At 64.4% G+C, this 15,655-nt stretch carries 12 protein-coding genes; 6 read left to right on the top strand and 6 right to left on the bottom strand.

Translation table 11 applies throughout. From position 1 onward, the window contains the following. The first annotated feature begins 29 nt into the window (after window positions 1-29). Window positions 30-833, top strand: a complete 804-nt coding sequence (locus tag CFY91_RS13475; protein WP_093986887.1) for an SDR family oxidoreductase — start codon at window positions 30-32, stop codon at window positions 831-833. A 108-nt stretch (window positions 834-941) separates the two neighbouring features. Further along, window positions 942-1,355, top strand: a complete 414-nt coding sequence (locus CFY91_RS13470) for a hypothetical protein (RefSeq protein WP_093986886.1) — start codon at window positions 942-944, stop codon at window positions 1,353-1,355. On the opposite strand, the gene CFY91_RS13465 is transcribed toward CFY91_RS13470, so the two are convergent. Continuing rightward, window positions 1,356-2,270, bottom strand: a complete 915-nt coding sequence (locus tag CFY91_RS13465) for a LysR family transcriptional regulator (protein ID WP_093986885.1) — start codon at window positions 2,268-2,270, stop codon at window positions 1,356-1,358. A gap of 141 nt (window positions 2,271-2,411) precedes the next feature. Between CFY91_RS13465 and CFY91_RS13460 the strand changes: the two genes are divergently transcribed. Next, complete coding sequence (locus CFY91_RS13460; RefSeq protein ID WP_093986884.1) at window positions 2,412-3,641, top strand: acyl-CoA dehydrogenase; 1,230 nt, start codon at window positions 2,412-2,414, stop codon at window positions 3,639-3,641. A gap of 6 nt (window positions 3,642-3,647) precedes the next feature. On the opposite strand, the gene CFY91_RS16035 is transcribed toward CFY91_RS13460, so the two are convergent. From CFY91_RS16035 to xthA, 3 genes are all read right to left on the bottom strand, one after another. Then, the gene (locus CFY91_RS16035) at window positions 3,648-3,806 is read right to left on the bottom strand and encodes a hypothetical protein (RefSeq protein ID WP_165765328.1); all 159 of its coding nucleotides are present in this window, start codon (window positions 3,804-3,806) and stop codon (window positions 3,648-3,650) included. A 72-nt stretch (window positions 3,807-3,878) separates the two neighbouring features. Then, the gene (locus tag CFY91_RS13455; protein ID WP_093986883.1) at window positions 3,879-5,240 is read right to left on the bottom strand and encodes a substrate-binding domain-containing protein; all 1,362 of its coding nucleotides are present in this window, start codon (window positions 5,238-5,240) and stop codon (window positions 3,879-3,881) included. Window positions 5,241-5,339: 99 nt separating this feature from the next. Next, on the bottom strand, window positions 5,340-6,152 hold the full coding sequence (xthA, locus tag CFY91_RS13450; RefSeq protein WP_093986882.1) for an exodeoxyribonuclease III: 813 nt from the start codon (window positions 6,150-6,152) through the stop codon (window positions 5,340-5,342). Between the two features lie 103 nt (window positions 6,153-6,255). On the opposite strand from xthA, the gene CFY91_RS13445 reads away from it, so the two are divergent. The 3 genes from CFY91_RS13445 to CFY91_RS13435 all read left to right on the top strand — a co-directional run bounded on the left by CFY91_RS13445 (window position 6,256) and on the right by CFY91_RS13435 (window position 13,167). Then, entirely contained in the window at window positions 6,256-7,989 is a 1,734-nt protein-coding gene (locus tag CFY91_RS13445) for an autotransporter assembly complex protein TamA (protein ID WP_093986881.1), read from the top strand. Continuing rightward, the gene (locus tag CFY91_RS13440; protein ID WP_093986880.1) at window positions 7,986-11,618 is read left to right on the top strand and encodes a translocation/assembly module TamB domain-containing protein; all 3,633 of its coding nucleotides are present in this window, start codon (window positions 7,986-7,988) and stop codon (window positions 11,616-11,618) included. Before CFY91_RS13445 ends, CFY91_RS13440 begins: the two co-directional genes overlap by 4 nt. Window positions 11,619-11,817: 199 nt before the next feature. Then, the gene (locus CFY91_RS13435) at window positions 11,818-13,167 is read left to right on the top strand and encodes an alanine/glycine:cation symporter family protein (protein WP_093986879.1); all 1,350 of its coding nucleotides are present in this window, start codon (window positions 11,818-11,820) and stop codon (window positions 13,165-13,167) included. 62 nt (window positions 13,168-13,229) lie between these two features. On the opposite strand, the gene fabI is transcribed toward CFY91_RS13435, so the two are convergent. Together fabI and CFY91_RS13425 are read right to left on the bottom strand one after the other, a co-directional pair. Beyond that, on the bottom strand, window positions 13,230-14,024 hold the full coding sequence (fabI, locus tag CFY91_RS13430; RefSeq protein WP_093986878.1) for an enoyl-ACP reductase FabI: 795 nt from the start codon (window positions 14,022-14,024) through the stop codon (window positions 13,230-13,232). An 11-nt stretch (window positions 14,025-14,035) separates the two neighbouring features. Then, window positions 14,036-15,652 (bottom strand): ABC transporter ATP-binding protein, encoded by a 1,617-nt coding sequence (locus tag CFY91_RS13425; protein WP_093986877.1) that lies wholly within the window; start codon window positions 15,650-15,652, stop codon window positions 14,036-14,038. Window positions 15,653-15,655 lie beyond the last annotated feature (3 nt).

Below are 15,655 nucleotides of genomic sequence, written 5' to 3'. Positions count from 1 at the left end.
CGTTTACTCACTGAACAAGGCAGGCACGCATGCACAACCGCATCATGATTACTGGCGCAGGCTCCGGTCTGGGCCGCGAGATGGCTCTGCGCTGGGCACGCGAGGGCTGGCGCCTGGCGCTGTCCGACGTCAACCAGGCCGGTCTGGAAGAAACCCTGCGCCTGGTGCGCGAAGCCGGTGGCGATGGCTTCATCCAGCGCTGCGACGTGCGTGACTACAGCCAGCTGACCGCCCTGGCGCAAGCCTGCGAGGAGCGCCTGGGCGGTATCGATGTAGTGGTCAACAATGCCGGGGTGGCCGCCGGCGGCTTCTTCAGCGAGTTGAGCCTGGAGGACTGGGACTGGCAGCTGTCAATCAACCTGATGGGCGTGGTCAAGGGCTGCAAGGCCTTCCTGCCGTTGCTGCTGAAGAGCCAGGGCCGGCTGATCAATATCGCTTCCATGGCCGCGTTGATGCAGGGGCCGGCGATGAGCAACTACAACGTGGCCAAGGCCGGCGTGGTAGCGCTCTCGGAAAGCCTGCTGGTGGAGTTGCGCGACCAGCAGGTCAAAGTGCACGTGGTGTGCCCGTCGTTCTTCCAGACCAACCTGCTCGACTCGTTCCGTGGCCCGACGCCGGCCATGAAGGCCCAGGTCGGCAAACTCCTGGAAAGCTCGCCGATCAGTGCCGGCGAGATCGCCGACTACATCTTCCAGCAGGTGGCAGCCGAGGAATTCATGATCCTGCCCCACGAGCAGGGGCGCATGGCCTGGGCCATCAAACGCCAACAGCCGCAGGCCATCTACGACGAGATGGCGCGCATGGCGGCGCGCATGCGCAGCAAGAACAGCTGATTGATGCAGGCGACGACGGGGTGCGGCGCATCGCGCTTTGCCCCGTCGCGACTTTGCGCACGCGCCGGGCTGTGTTAGAAGGCAGCACGAATTTTCAGGAGCGTGTGCGTGCAGTCGGAATCCATCGTCTACGGCAGCATTCAGGACTGGCCGGCCGCTGACGCCGAGCAGACCCTGCTGCGCCGGGCCAGCAACCGCCAGGTGCTGGACAGCCTGGCGCATGAACCGTGGGATTTCCTCGGCCGGCAGATGTTTGCTTGCCAGCAACTGCCGGAGCGCGGTCTATACCTGACCCAGGTGATTCATTTCGGGGCCAGCTACGCCAACATCGAGTACGAGTGGAGCCTGTGGATCGAGCAGTTCGAGGCGTTGCTGCGGCGCCTGTACTGGTCCAGCGCGGTGGTTCACCTGACCACCGAACTCAACGGGACGCATACCTTTCGCTGGCACAGCGAGCAGGGCGGCAGCGCGCCGCAGGAAGGGCCACTGCGCCTGCGCTGCGTGTGGGAGCGCGAAGCCTGATCAGTGCCCGGGCTGGGCACAAACCTGCTGGGCAATCTCGATGATCTGTTCACGCATCCAGCGGTTTGCCGGATCCTGATCGGTACTTTCGTGCCAGTACAGGTGGGTTTCCAGATTCGCTACGCCGTTAACCGGCAGATCCAGCACATGCATCTGGTGGCGCCGCGCAAAGCGCTCGGGCACGGTCATCGCCATGTCGGTCTGCTGCAGCACGCTGGAGGCCATCAGGTAGTGCTGCGAGCGTAGGGCAATGCGCCGCTGCAGGCCCATCTTGCCCAGCGCCAGGTCGACATAGCCCAGGCCGTTGCGGCGGCTGGAAATATGGATATGCGACAGCGACAGGTAGTCATCGAGGCTGATGCGTTCGCGCGCCAACGGGTGCCCCGGACGTAGCGCACACACGTAGCGGTCTTCCATCAGCTTGACGTGGCGCACCTGGGGGTCGGTGTTGAGCGGTGCATCAACGGCGAAGTCCAGGCGGCCGGCGGCCAGCTCCTTGGTGGTTTCGCGGCGCCGCGCCAGCATGCTTTCGATGCTCACCAGCGGCGCCTGGCGGCGCAGGCGCTGGAACAACGGTGGCAGGATCACCGCTTCGGAAAGGTCGGTCATGCTGATGCGGTAGGTCTTGTTGGCCTGCTGCGGGTTGAAGGTTCGGCTTTCCTGCACCGAGACACGCAGCAGCTGCAGGGCGTTGCGCACCGGGCCGATGATGTTCTGCGCCATGGGCGTGGGCACCATGCCCTGCGCGGTACGCACGAACAGCGGGTCGTTGAAGGTTTCGCGCAGGCGGGCCAGGGCGTTGGATACGGCAGGCTGGGTAATGCCGACGATCTGCCCGGCACGGGTCAGGTTGGCCTCGCTGTAGATGGCGTCGAAGACGATGAACAGGTTGAGATCGACTTTGTTCAGGTTCATGCGGACTCCCGTGCCTTGCCGGACTGAATATGGCTTATGAATGTTAATAAGCAGGCAAAATAGATTAGGTGGATTCTTGCGCCTGGGCTAGCCTCTTTTTACATCAACAACCCGCTGGTTCATTTTCTGGAAGGTCAGCCCATGGATTTCGCCTATTCCCCCAAGGTCCAAGCCCTGCGTGAACGTGTCAGCGCGTTCATGGAAGAGCATGTCTATCCGGCCGAGGCCGTGTTCGAGCAGCAGGTGGCCGAAGGTGACCGCTGGCAGCCCACGGCGATCATGGAGCAGCTCAAGGACAAGGCCCGCGAGGCCGGTCTGTGGAATCTGTTCCTGCCCGAGTCGGAGTATGGTGCCGGCCTGAGCAATACCGAATACGCACCGCTGGCGGAAATCATGGGCAGCTCGTTGATTGGTGCCGAGCCCTTCAACTGCTCGGCACCGGACACTGGCAACATGGAGGTGCTGGTGCGCTATGGCAGCGCGGAACAGAAGAAAACCTGGCTGGAGCCGCTGCTGGCTGGCGAGATCCGCTCGGCGTTCGCCATGACCGAGCCGGGCGTGGCCTCTTCCGATGCCACCAACATGCAGGCCCGCGCGGTGCGCGAGGGCGACCAATGGCTGATCAACGGACGCAAGTGGTGGACCTCCGGGGCCTGCGACCCGCGCTGCAAGATCATGATCTTCATGGGCCTGACCAATCCGGACGCACCCAAGCATCAGCAGCACTCGATGATCCTGGTACCGACCGATACCCCCGGGGTGAAGATCATTCGCCCGTTGCCGGTCTTCGGTTACGACGATGCGCCGCATGGCCACGCCGAGGTGCTGTTCGAGAATGTCCGGGTGCCTTACGAGAACGTCATCCTTGGCGAGGGACGTGGCTTCGAGATCGCCCAGGGCCGCCTTGGCCCAGGCCGCATCCACCACTGCATGCGCTCTATCGGCATGGCCGAGCGGGCCCTCAAGCTGATGTGCCAGCGTTCGGTCAGCCGCAGCGCCTTCGGCAAGCCGCTGGCGCGCCTGGGCGGCAACCTCGATCACATCGCCGACTCGCGCATGGAGATCAACATGGCGCGCCTGCTGACCCTCAACGCGGCCTACATGATGGATACCGTGGGCAACAAGGTGGCGGCCAGCGAGATCGCGCAGATCAAGGTGGTGGCCCCCAACGTGGCGCTGCGGGTGATCGACCGGGCCATCCAGATACATGGCGGAGCTGGGGTGTCCAACGACTTCCCGCTGGCCTACTGGTATGCCATGCAGCGCACCCTGCGCCTGGCCGATGGTCCTGACGAAGTGCACCGCATGATGGTTGGTAAGTACGAGCTGGGCAAATACGTCAGCCGCGAGCAGATGAAAGCCTCGCGCTGAGGCGTTTCAGCCGCGCTTGTGCTGCGGCGGGCTCGTGTGCAGATGCAGCTGGCTGGCAAACTGCCGGGCCAGCTGCAGATCCTGGAAGGTGATGACGCGCCGACCCAGGCGAACCTGCCAGAGCGAGCGACCATTGCGCTGGATGGCGTGAATTTCCACGTGCATGCGACTGTCCTCCGCGCCCAGTGGGCTGACAGTGCATGCTAGCGCCAGGCTAGCTGGCCTGGCTGTGCCACTTTAGTAGACCCACACCTCGACCCGGCGATTCTTCATGCGGCCGTCGTCCTGCTGATTGCTGGCGACCGGCAGCTGCTCGCCCAGGCCGAGGATGTCGCGGGGCAGGATGCCGGCCCGCGCCAATTCACGGCGCACTGCCATGGCGCGCAGCTTGGAGAGCAGGGCAGCCCGTGCGGGGTCGCTTTTCGGGTCGCCAAAGCCGACCAGCACCAGTTGCCGATGCTGCTTGTCGTTGGCCTTCAGGTAGTCGAGCAGGCGTTGCAGGTCGTGCAACGCCTTGTTGTCCAGTTCGGCACTGCCTTCACGGAAGCGGAAGTTCACGCTGAGACGCTGCGCCTGCTCGGCGAGGCGTTGATAGACCCTGGGTTGGCTGGCATCCACGGCAACACGCATGGCTTGTACCTGCTGGCCGATGAAGCCGTTGGCCGTGACGATGGCCTGGCCCTCGGCACTCTGGGCGAACTCGACCAGCGCGCGCGCCCAGGGATTGCTTTCATCAGGCTTGAGGTAGAAGAACAGGCGCCGTGACAGCGGGTAGTCCTCGGTGCTGATCAGCTCGCGACTGGCCGGCATGGCCTGCGAACCCTGGTCGGCGATGTGCAGGGCCTTGGCCTGGCGGATGTACGGCAGGCCGATGAAACCGATGGCCTGCGGGTCCTGGCTGACACGCTCGGACAGTTCGTCGCTGGATTCGAAGCGCTGCGCGGCACCAGCCAGTTGCTTGCCCTGGCTGCTCAATACCAGCTCCTTGAACGTATCGAAGGTCCCGGAATTGTCATCACGGGCATACAGGCGTACCGCCCCCGCGGGGCCACCGAGAGCTTGCCAGTTATCGATTTCTCCGGCGAACAGCGCAGCAACCTGGGCGATATCCAGCTGCTGCACGGGATTGTCCGGGTGCACGATGATCGCCAGCCCGTCCAGGGCGATGACCTGTTCGGCGCTGGCACTGCGCAGGTCCCCCAGGCTGGCCAGACTGGCCTGCTCGCTGTCCTTGATCGGCCGCGAGGAGGCGGCCAGCTCGGCGCTGCCTTCAGCCAGCGCGACAAAACCGGTGCCCGAGCCATGGGCGGCGACAGTGATCTGCAGCAGGCGCCCCTGGGCGTCCCGTCCGCTGACGCTTACTTCGTTCGGCGCGCTGATCTGTTGCTCGGGATGGGCAACGCCCTGCTGGCGCAGCAGGCCGGCCGCCAGGGCCGGTGCCAGGTGGGCACCGATGGTGTTGGAGCCCTGGATGCGCAACAGCAGGTTAGCCTCGCCAGCGCTGGCCGGCCAGGGCATGACGTAGCAGCAGAAAGCCAGCGCAAGTAGCGCGGCTGTTTGGCTCCAGGGACGGGATTCCGGGGTAAAACGCGAAGACATGCGACACACCTTGCAACAGCGGAGAAGGTGCGCCGCAGCCTAGGCAGACCGCATGACAGGCGTGTGACAGAACGGTGAAGCCTGCGCGGCAGCGTCCCGTCAGCTCAGTTGCAACCAGATCGGCGCATGGTCGGAGGGCTTCTCCATGCCGCGTAGCGCATAGTCGACACCCGCGTCGCAGAGGCGCTCGCGCAGGCCCAACGAGGCGAGGATCACATCGATGCGCAGGCCGCGTCGCGGGCTGTCTTCGAAGCCGCGACTGCGGTAATCGAACCAGCTGAAACAGTCATCGACCGTCGGGTGCAGTTGTCGGTAGCTATCGACTAACCCCCAGTCCTTGAGGCGTTGCAGCCACTCGCGCTCTTCCGGGAGGAAGCTGCACTTGCCGCTTTTCAGCCAGCGCTTGCGGTTTTCCTCGCCGATACCGATATCACAGTCTTCCGGGGAGATATTGATATCACCCATCACCACCAGCGGTTGCTGCGGCTGGAAGCGGTTTTCCAGCAGCTGCTGCAGGTCTGCGTAGAAACGCTGCTTGGCAGGAAACTTGCTCTCATGGCTGCGGTTTTCCCCTTGCGGGAAGTAGCCATTCATCACGGTCAGCGGATTACCTTGGGCGTCGGCATACACGCCCCAGATGAAGCGTCGTTGGGCATCCTCGGCATCGCCGGGAAAGCCCTTGTGCAGTTCCAGGGGGGGCTGGCGGGACAGCAGGGCCACGCCGTAGTGGCCTTTCTGCCCGTGGTAATGCACGTGATAGCCCAGCTGGCGAATCTCGCCTTCGGGGAACTGCTCATCAGCCACCTTGGTCTCCTGCAGGCCGATGATGTCTGGCTGGTGTTTCTCGATCAGCGCCGCCAGCTGGTGAGGACGGGCGCGCAGGCCGTTGATATTGAAGGAAACCAGTTTCATGCAGAGCGCCCCAGGCAAACAAAGGCGCATGGTAGTCAGCCGGCCGGGGCATCGGCAAGCCAGGCTTGGCGGCATGCGGCAGGGCTCTGCTAGCATGTGACCGATGAAGGATCTGTCCCTGGGCCGTGTTGCCCTGTTCTGCCTGGCGCTGTTGCCGGGCTTGCCGGTGTGGGCCGAGGCGTTGCTGGAAGTGCGCCTGCGCCCCAGCGATAGTGCCTTGCGCGCCAATATCGAGGCGTATGTAGGCAACCTGGGTGAGCGCGACCCGGCGGCCCTGCAGCGCTTTGCACGGAGTGCCGAGCAGCAGGCGCAACAGGCTCTGCAGGCCCTGGGCTATTACCGCGCGCAGGTGGTCAGCCAGGTTGACGAACACCAGGGGCGACCGCGCCTGCGCCTGCTGGTGCGCCAGGGCGAACCGGTGCGCCTGCAGCAGGTAACTATCGAGGTACTCGGCGAGGCGGCCAGCCTGACGGCTTTTCGCCGGCCACGCAGCAGTCGCCTGCAGCCTGGCCAGGTGCTGGATCATGGCGCCTACGAGGCGGCCAAGAAGCTGCTCGCCAGCCAGGCGCAGCGTTATGGCTTCTTCCAGGGGCGCTTTATCGAGCAGCGTCTGCGTGTCGACCCGCAAGCGGGCACGGCAGATATCCATCTGCGTTATACCAGTGGGCCACGGCATCGTTTTGGCGCGGTGAGCTTCCAGGGCGACTTTGCCATCGATGAGCGCTTGCTGCAGCGCCTGCAACCCTTCGCGGTGGGTGATGCCTATGATGCCGACCTGGTGGCACGCTTTGCCCAGAACCTGCGTGACAGTGGCTACTTCGCCGAGGTGCGGGTCGATGCGCTAGCCGAGCAGCGCAGTGGGCTGGTCGTGCCAGTGCAGGTCAATCTGCAACAGGTATTGCCACGCAGTTTCACGCTGGGGCTGGGCTACTCGACCGACATTGGCCCTCGCAGCCGTGCCAGCTGGACGCGTCACTGGCTCAATCCACAGGGGCACAGCCTGGGCGCGGATGCCGAGCTGGCTCTGGAGCGTCAGGCGGTTGGCAGCTGGTACCAGATACCTTTGCAGCAGGCACTGACCGACCACCTGCGCTTCACTGCCGGTTACCAGCAGGAGCAAATGATCGATATCGACACTCGTCGCTATCGCCTGGGCGCCGAGTGGCAGGCCATGCTGGCCGGGGACTGGCAGCGCAACCTCAGCCTGAACTGGCAGGAGGAACGCTATGACTATGGTCAGGGCAGCCCGGACGGGCGCAGCCAGTTGCTGCTTGCCGGGCTGGGCTTCAATCATCTGCACAGTGACTCCCCGAGCAATCCCAGCCAGGGCTATCGCCTGCAGATCGACAGCCAGATGGCCAAGCGCGGCCTGCTGGCCGATACCGACCTGCTACAGGTCAATGCCCAGGCCAAGGGCCTGTACAGCTTCGCAGCGGGTCATCGTCTGCTGGCCCGCGTACAGGCCGGTGGTATTGCCACTAACGACTATGCGGCGGTACCGCCTTCGCTGCGCTTCTTTGCCGGTGGTGACCAGAGTGTGCGCGGTTACGACTACCAGAGCCTGTCCCCGGAGGATCGCCGGGGCAACAAGGTCGGGGCACGCTACCTGCTGGCCGGCAGCCTGGAGTACCAGTACCCGCTGCGCGAGCAATGGCGCCTGGCGACCTTTATCGATCGGGGCAATGCCTTCAACAGCCTCAGTGCACGGCACTTTACCGGCATCGGGCTGGGGCTGCGCTGGCTTTCCCCGGTGGGGCCGCTGCGCCTTGACCTGGCGCATGCGCTGGATGAGCCAGGCGGTGTGCGTCTGCACTTTTCCATGGGGCCGGAACTGTGAAGCGCCTGCTCTATGCGCTGTTCGGGTTATTGCTGGGCGGTGTCGCCAGCCTGCTCGGTCTGCTGTACAGCGAAGCCGGCAGTCGCTGGTTACTTGGCCAGGTCGGGGGGCTGCAGGTACTCGGCAGTCAGGGGCACCTGGCGGGTACCTGGCAGGCGCGGACCGTGCGCTGGGAAACGGCTGACCTGCGCCTGCAGCTGGATGATGTGCAGTTGTCCTGGACGCCCGCTTGTCTGTGGCGCCTGCAGTTATGCGTAGAGCGGCTACAGGCTGCCCGTCTGGCAGTGCATCCGGCGGCTAGTGAGGAGCCGGCAGCACGCCAGGCGTTGCGCTTGCCGGTGCTGGATATGCCGTTGGCGATCGCGTTGCACAGCGTGCAGCTGGACGCGCTGTATGTGCAGGACGAGCTGCGCATCGAGAACCTGCAGCTGCGTGCCCGCTGGCAGGGCCATGAGCTGCAGGTCGAGGCGCTGCAACTGCGCCAGGCCGACCTGCAGCTGCACCTCAGCGGGGTACTGCAGACCGTGCGCGACTGGCCCTTGCAGGCCACGGCCCAACTGGCGCTTGCGGCTCCGTCCGGGCAGGACTGGAACCTTGCCTTGCAACTGCACGGCGACCTGCAGCAGCGCCTGCAGTTACAAATGCACAGCAGTGGTTACCTGCAGGCACAGGGTGAAGGCTGGTTGCAGCCGCTGGCCGAGCATTGGCCAGCCCGTTTGCAGGTGCAGGCCAGCGACTTCCTCGCCACTCCGACACTGCCGGCCACCTTGCGCATGGAGCATGTGCAGCTTGATCTGCAGGGGGATCTGCAGAGCGGCTATGCCCTACAGGGACAGGCCAGTCTGGCCGCCGAGCAGCACCCCATGAGCCTGCTGCTGGACGCCTTGCTGACCGCGCAGGGCCTGCAACTCAAAGAGGTGCGCCTGGGTGACAGGCAGCAGGGCTACCTGCAGGTGCACGGCGAGGTTGACTGGCAGTCCAGTCTGGCCGTGCAGGGCCAGCTGGACTGGCAGGACCTGCCCTGGCAGCGCCTCTGGCCGCAGCTCGATGCCCTGGACTGGCGACTGCGTCGCCTGCAGGGCCCCTTCAGTTATCAGGATGGGCGCTACCAGGGCGAGCTGCATGCCGAGGCGGATGGCCCGGCGGGACCGTTCACCCTGCACAGCCCCTTTGCCGGCGATTTGCAGCGTGTGCAGCTGGCTGATGTGCGCCTGCAGGCTGGTCGGGGTCAGGCCAGTGGCCGGCTTGAGCTGAGCCTGGGTGCCCAGGCGGGTTGGTCGACGCACTTGCAGCTACGGGACATCGATCCGGCCTATTGGCAGGCCGGTTTACCAGGACGCATCGCCGGTAGCCTGCACAGTGAGGGGCAGTGGCAGCCCGCGCTGCAAGGACGCCTGGTAGTGGACCTGCATGGCCAGGTGCGCCAGCAGCCCTTGCGCTGGCAAGCCACGCTGCAGGCGCAGGGCGAGCAATGGTCACTGGCCCCGCTGCAGTTGCAGCTGGGCGATAACCGTATTGACGGCCAGGCCAGCCTGGGCAGTGGTCAGCGCCTGGCGGGCGAGCTGCGCTGGAAGCTGCCCGCCCTGCAACAGCTCTGGCCGGAACTGGCCGGGCGTGTGCAAGGGCAGTTGCAACTGGCGGGCACCCGGCAGCGTCCGCAAGGTCAGTTGCAACTGCAAGGCCAGGCCCTGCGTTTCCAGCAGCTGCGCTTGGCCAGCGTGCAGCTGGATGCCCGCCTGGATGCCCGGCAGCAGGGCACCTTGCGTCTGCAGAGTGGCGTGCTGCGGCAGGGTGAAAGGAATCTGGGGGAAGGGCTGCTTAGCGGGGCCGGCACCTGGCAACGACATCAGCTGGACCTTGACTGGCTTGCCCCCGACTTTGCCGTGAACCTGCAGCTCTCTGGCGCTCAGCAAGCGCCGGGCTGGCGGGGCGAGTTGCGCCAGGCCCGCGTGCACCTGGCTGAACTCGCCTGGCAATTGCAGGCACCTACGGCCGTGCGGTTCAACGCTCAGGCCTGGAACCTGGCAGCCCACTGCTGGCAGGCCGAGCAGGCCAGCCTGTGTGCCGGCGCGCAGCGCCTGTGGCCAGACAGTCGCCTGGACTATCGTTTGCGCCAGTTGCCGATGAGCAGCCTGGCGGGCTGGTGGCCGGAGGACTTCGACTGGCAGGGCCAGCTGGACGGTGAATTGCAACTGCAACTGACTGAGCGCGGGCCGCGAGGCCAACTGCGCCTGGATGCCGGACAGGGGCAGTGGCGCTTACGCGAACAAGGCCAGTGGCTGGCGTTTCCCTACCAGCAGTTGCACCTGCACAGCCGGTTGCAGCCGCACGGTGTAGAGGCTCGCCTGTGGCTGGATGGTGAACGACTGGGACAATTCGAGCTGGATATGCAGATCGACCCGCGCACGGCCAGCAAGCCGTTGCGCGGCCAGTATCGCCTGACGGGACTGGATATCGGCCTGGCCCGGCCCTTCGTATCGGGACTCGAAGCGCTGGAGGGGCGTTTGCAGGGCCAGGGGCGGATCACCGGCAGCTTGCTGGCCCCCTGGGTGGAGGGCGACTTGCAACTCCTCGACGGGCGGGTTGCTGGGGCCGGTTGGCCATTGAATCTGGATGCCCTGGCTGTGCAGATACAGATTGTTGGCCAGCAGTTAGAGGTGCAAGGCAACTGGCGCAGTGGCGAGCTGGGGCGCGGTCAGTTCACCGGGCAACTGGGCTGGCATGAAGCGCTGCGTGCCCGCCTGGCGGTTAGTGGTAGCCAGTTGCCCGTGGTGGTCGAACCCTACGCCAATCTGCAGGTCGAGCCCCGCCTGCAGCTGCAGTTGGACGAACAGGGCCTGGCCCTGAGTGGCGAAGTGGATGTCCCCAGTGGCTTGATCGAGGTACGCGAGCTGCCTGCGCAAGCCGTGCGCGTATCAGCGGATGTCGAGGTAGTGGGTGCAGCGCCCGCTAGCGAACGCAATCTGCCACTGGCCATGGATGTGCGCCTGCGGGTCGGTGCGCAGCGCTTGCGTTTTCGCGGTTTTGGTCTGACTGCCGAGGTGCGTGGTCAGTTGCATATGACAGATCAGCTACGCAGCCAGGGTGAGCTGGAATTGCTTAAAGGCCGTTATCAAGCCTATGGACAACGCCTTAACGTGAGGCGTGCACGCTTGCTGTTCAATGGCGCTTTGGATCGTCCGTTCCTGGACATCGAAGCGGTGCGCAAGGTGGGGACGGTGAGCGCAGGGGTGCGTGTCTCGGGCAGTGCCGAGCAGCCGCTTAGTCAGGTATTTGCGGATCCGCCGATGAGCGAGGAGCAGGCCTTGTCCTATCTGGTACTCGGCCGTCCGCTGGGCAGTCGCGGCGATGGCGCGGCCCTGGGCAGCGCAGCACTGGCCATGGGACTGTCAGGTAGCCTGTCGTTTACCGGACAACTGGCCGAGCGGCTAGGTATCGATGACTTCCAATTGGGCAGTGAAGGGGCCAGCGGCCGCTTCTCCGAGCGGCTGAGCCTGCACTACGGCCTGGGTTCCCTGGAGCAGGGCAGCCTGTTGGCGGTGCGCTACGAATTAAGCAAACGCCTGTACCTGGAGGCGGCCAGTGGCCTGGCCAGCTCGCTGGACCTGGTGTATCGCCACGATTTCTGAATAAAACCGACTGGTCGAACAGCTTTTACAGCAGCGACTGGTCGCCAGTGGAACGCTTCGTGCTAGCATCCAGCCGCACAGGCGTAGCACGGACACACCCTGTTACGCCTGCCTCACAGCATCGCTGCGCTATCCGCGCAGGGTGGCCTGCCGCTGGCCGGTTATCCCGGAAGCGGCGATAACAAGAAAGGAGCCGTACATGGAATCCATCAACGCGTTGGTCAACAGCGTCAATGGCCTGGTCTGGGGGCCACCCATGCTGGTTGCCATCCTGGGCACTGGCCTGTTCCTCATGCTTTTCCTCCGCTTCATGCCGTTGGCGCGCATCGGTACCGGTTTTGCCCTGATGTGGCGCGGTCGCCGGCGCGGCGATGCGGAAAGTGGCGAAATCAGTCCTTTTGAAGCGCTGATGACCTGCCTGGCAGCCACGGTGGGTACGGGCAACATTGCCGGTGTGGCCACCGCCATTTTTCTCGGCGGCCCCGGCGCCTTGTTCTGGATGTGGTGTACCGCGCTGGTCGGCATGGCCACCAAATACGCTGAAGTGGTGCTGGCCGTGCACTACCGCGAGAAAGATGACCGTGGTGAACATGTTGGCGGCCCCATGTATGCCATCAAGAATGGCCTGGGTGCCAAGTGGATATGGCTGGGTACCGCCTTTGCCGTCTTCGGCGGGTTTGCCGGCTTCGGCATCGGCAATATGGTGCAGGTCAACAGCATGGCACATGCACTGCAGACCACCTTCAACGTACCGCTGTGGGTCACCGGGGTGAGCAGCATGGTCTTGGTCGGGCTGGTCATCCTTGGCGGGATCCAGCGTATCGGCAAGGTCGCTGCGGCACTGGTGCCGTTCATGTGCCTGGCCTATATCGCCGCGGCAATCGTGGTTCTGGCGGTCAATTTCTCGGCTATTCCTGGCGCCTTCGATCTGATCTTCACCCATGCCTTCAGTCCGATTGCCGCTACCGGCGGCTTTGCCGGTGCAGCGGTGATGGCGGCGATTCGCTTTGGTGTGGCGCGGGGCATCTTTTCCAACGAAGCGGGCCTGGGTACTGCCGGTATCGCCCAGGCGGCCGGTACCACGCATAGCTCGGTACAGTCTGGAATGATCGGTATGCTGGGTACCTTCATCGATACCATCATCATCTGCAGCCTGACCGGCCTGGCGATCATTTGCTCCGGGGTATGGACCAGCGGTGCCAGTGGCGCAGCGCTCTCGGCCGCGGCCTTCGAAAGTGCCATGCCGGGCTTCGGTGGCGCCATCCTGACCCTGGCACTGGTGATCTTTGCCTTTACCACCATTCTCGGCTGGAGCTATTTCGGCGAGAAGTGCTGGGAATTTCTCGTCGGCACCAAGTCGATCCTGCCGTTCCGTATCATCTGGGTACTGGCCGTACCGTTCGGTGCGATTGCCCAGCTGGACTTCGCCTGGTTGCTCGCCGACACCCTCAACGGGCTGATGGCCATTCCCAACCTGCTGGCGCTGATCCTGCTCAGCCCGGTGGTGGTCAAGCTGACCCGCGAATACTTTGCGCGACCGACCCAGTAGTTTTTCCGCCACAAACAACAACGGCTCCCGCGGGAGCCGTTGTTGTTGCATGGTTTGGCCAGTCAGTCTTCGATGGCACCCATCGCGGTGGTGTTGAAGCCGCCGTCGACGTAGAGAATTTCGCCACTGATGCCCGAGGCCAGGTCGGAGCAGAGGAAGGCACCGGCGTTGCCGACTTCCTCGATGGTCACGTTGCGGCGCAGCGGGGTCTGCTTCTCGTTGGCGGCGAGCATCTTGCGGAAGCTCTTGATGCCGGACGCTGCCAGGGTACGGATCGGCCCGGCGGAAATGGCATTCACGCGAGTACCTTCCGGACCAAGGCTGCCGGCCAGGTAGCGTACGCCGGCTTCCAGGCTGGCCTTGGCCATGCCCATCACGTTGTAGTTGGGCATGGTGCGCTCGGCGCCCAGGTAGGAGAGGGTGAGGATGCTGCCATTGCGACCCTGCATCAGTGGGCGGCCGGCCTTGGCCAGCGCTACCAGGCTGTAGGCACTGATGTCGTGGGCAATACGAAAGCCTTCGCGGGTAGTGACTTCGGTGAAGTCGCCGTCCAGCTGGTCGCCCGGCGCGAAACCTACCGAGTGGACGATGCAGTCCAGACCGTCCCATTTCTGGCTCAGCGCCTCGAAAACCTTGGCGATCTCTTCGTCGTTGGCTACGTCACAGGGGAAGCACAGCTCGGCGCTGGAGCCCCAGCCGGCGGCGAACTCTTCGACGCGGCCCTTGAGCTTGTCGTTCTGGTAGGTGAAGGCCAGTTCGGCGCCTTCGCGGTGCATGGCGGCAGCGATGCCCGAGGCAATCGACAGTTTGCTGGCGACGCCAACGATCAGTACGCGCTTACCGGCGAGAAAACCCATATCCAACATCCTCATTCTGTGTGTGTGCGACAGCCGGGAACCATGAAGGCGGCTTCCAGCAGTTGCCTGGTATAGCTATGCCGGGGGTTGGCGAAAATCGCCTCGGCCGGCCCCTGTTCCACCACCTGACCAGCCTTGAGCACCAGCAACTGGTGACTTAAGGCCCTGACCACCGCCAAGTCATGGCTGATGAACAGGTAGCTCAGGTTGTACTTCTCCTGCAGCCTGCGCAGCAGTTCCACCACCTGGCGCTGAACCGTGCGATCCAGCGCCGACGTGGGTTCGTCGAGCAGAATCAGCTCCGGCTTGAGCACCAGGGCGCGGGCAATGGCGATGCGTTGCCGTTGTCCGCCGGAAAACTCGTGTGGGTAACGATGCCGGGTTTGCGGGTCGAGGCCCACTTCCTCCAAGGCGGCGATGATTGCCTGTTCCCGGGCCTGGCTGTCGGCGCTGCCGTGGATTTCCAGGCCCTCACCGACAATCTGCGCCACGCTCATGCGCGGACTGAGACTGCCGAAGGGGTCCTGGAACACCACCTGCATATGCCGACGCAACGGGCGCACCTGCTTTTGCGAGAGGCCATCAATAGCCTGCTGGCGAAAGCGGATGGTCCCCTGGCTGCCGAGCAGACGCAGGATTGCCATGCCCAGGGTGGACTTGCCCGAGCCGCTTTCCCCGACAATTCCGAGGGTCTGCCCCTGGGGCAGGTCGAAACTGACGCCGTCGACGGCCTTGACGTGGTCCACCGTGCGCCGCAACAGCCCCTTCTTGATCGGAAACCACACCCGTAGCTCCTCGACGGACAGCAGCGAGGGGCCGGCGGGATTGCCAGCCGGTTGCCCGTCAGGCTCGGCTCCCAGCAGTTCCCGGGTGTAGGGATGTTGCGGCGCATGGAACAACGTTTCACACGATGCTTCTTCGACGACCGTTCCGCGCTGCATGACACATACCCGGTGGGCAATGCGCCGCACCAGGTTGAGATCGTGGCTGATCAGCAGCAGTGACATGCCCAGACGGGCCTGCAGTTCCTTGAGCAGGTCGAGAATCTTCAGCTGTACGGTCACGTCGAGTGCCGTGGTCGGTTCATCGGCAATCAGCAGTTCCGGCTCGTTGGCCAGCGCCATGGCGATCACCACGCGCTGACGCTGCCCGCCGGACAGTTCATGGGGGTAGGCGCGCAGGCGCTTGTGCGGCTCGGGAATACCCACCAGCTCAAGCAGTTCGAGGACCCGGGCGCGGGCTGCTGCGCCTGTCAGTCCCTTGTGCAGGGCCAGCACTTCGCCGATCTGCTGCTCGATCGTGTGCAACGGATTGAGCGAGGTCATGGGTTCCTGAAAGACCATGGCGATGCGGTTGCCGCGAATGGCGCGCAGGCGCGCTTCATCCAGTTGCAGCAGATCGGCACCGGCGAAGAGGATGCGCCCGCTCGGGTGGCTGGCCAGCGGGTAGGGCAGCAGGCGCAGGATGGAGTGGGCCGTTACCGATTTGCCGGAGCCGCTTTCGCCGACCAGGGCCAGGGTTTCCCCGCGGCGAATGCTCAGGTTCACCCCGTCCACTACGCGCTGCGGCGTGCCGCCCTGGCTGAAGGCTACCGCCAGATCATGGATTTCCAGCAGGTTGTCGCTCATCGC

It is taken from the genome of Pseudomonas fluvialis (assembly GCF_002234375.1).
Taxonomy (GTDB): domain Bacteria; phylum Pseudomonadota; class Gammaproteobacteria; order Pseudomonadales; family Pseudomonadaceae; genus Aquipseudomonas; species Aquipseudomonas fluvialis.
Note: the sequence above shows the minus strand (reverse complement) of the source record. Positions and strands in the feature narration are given on the sequence as shown.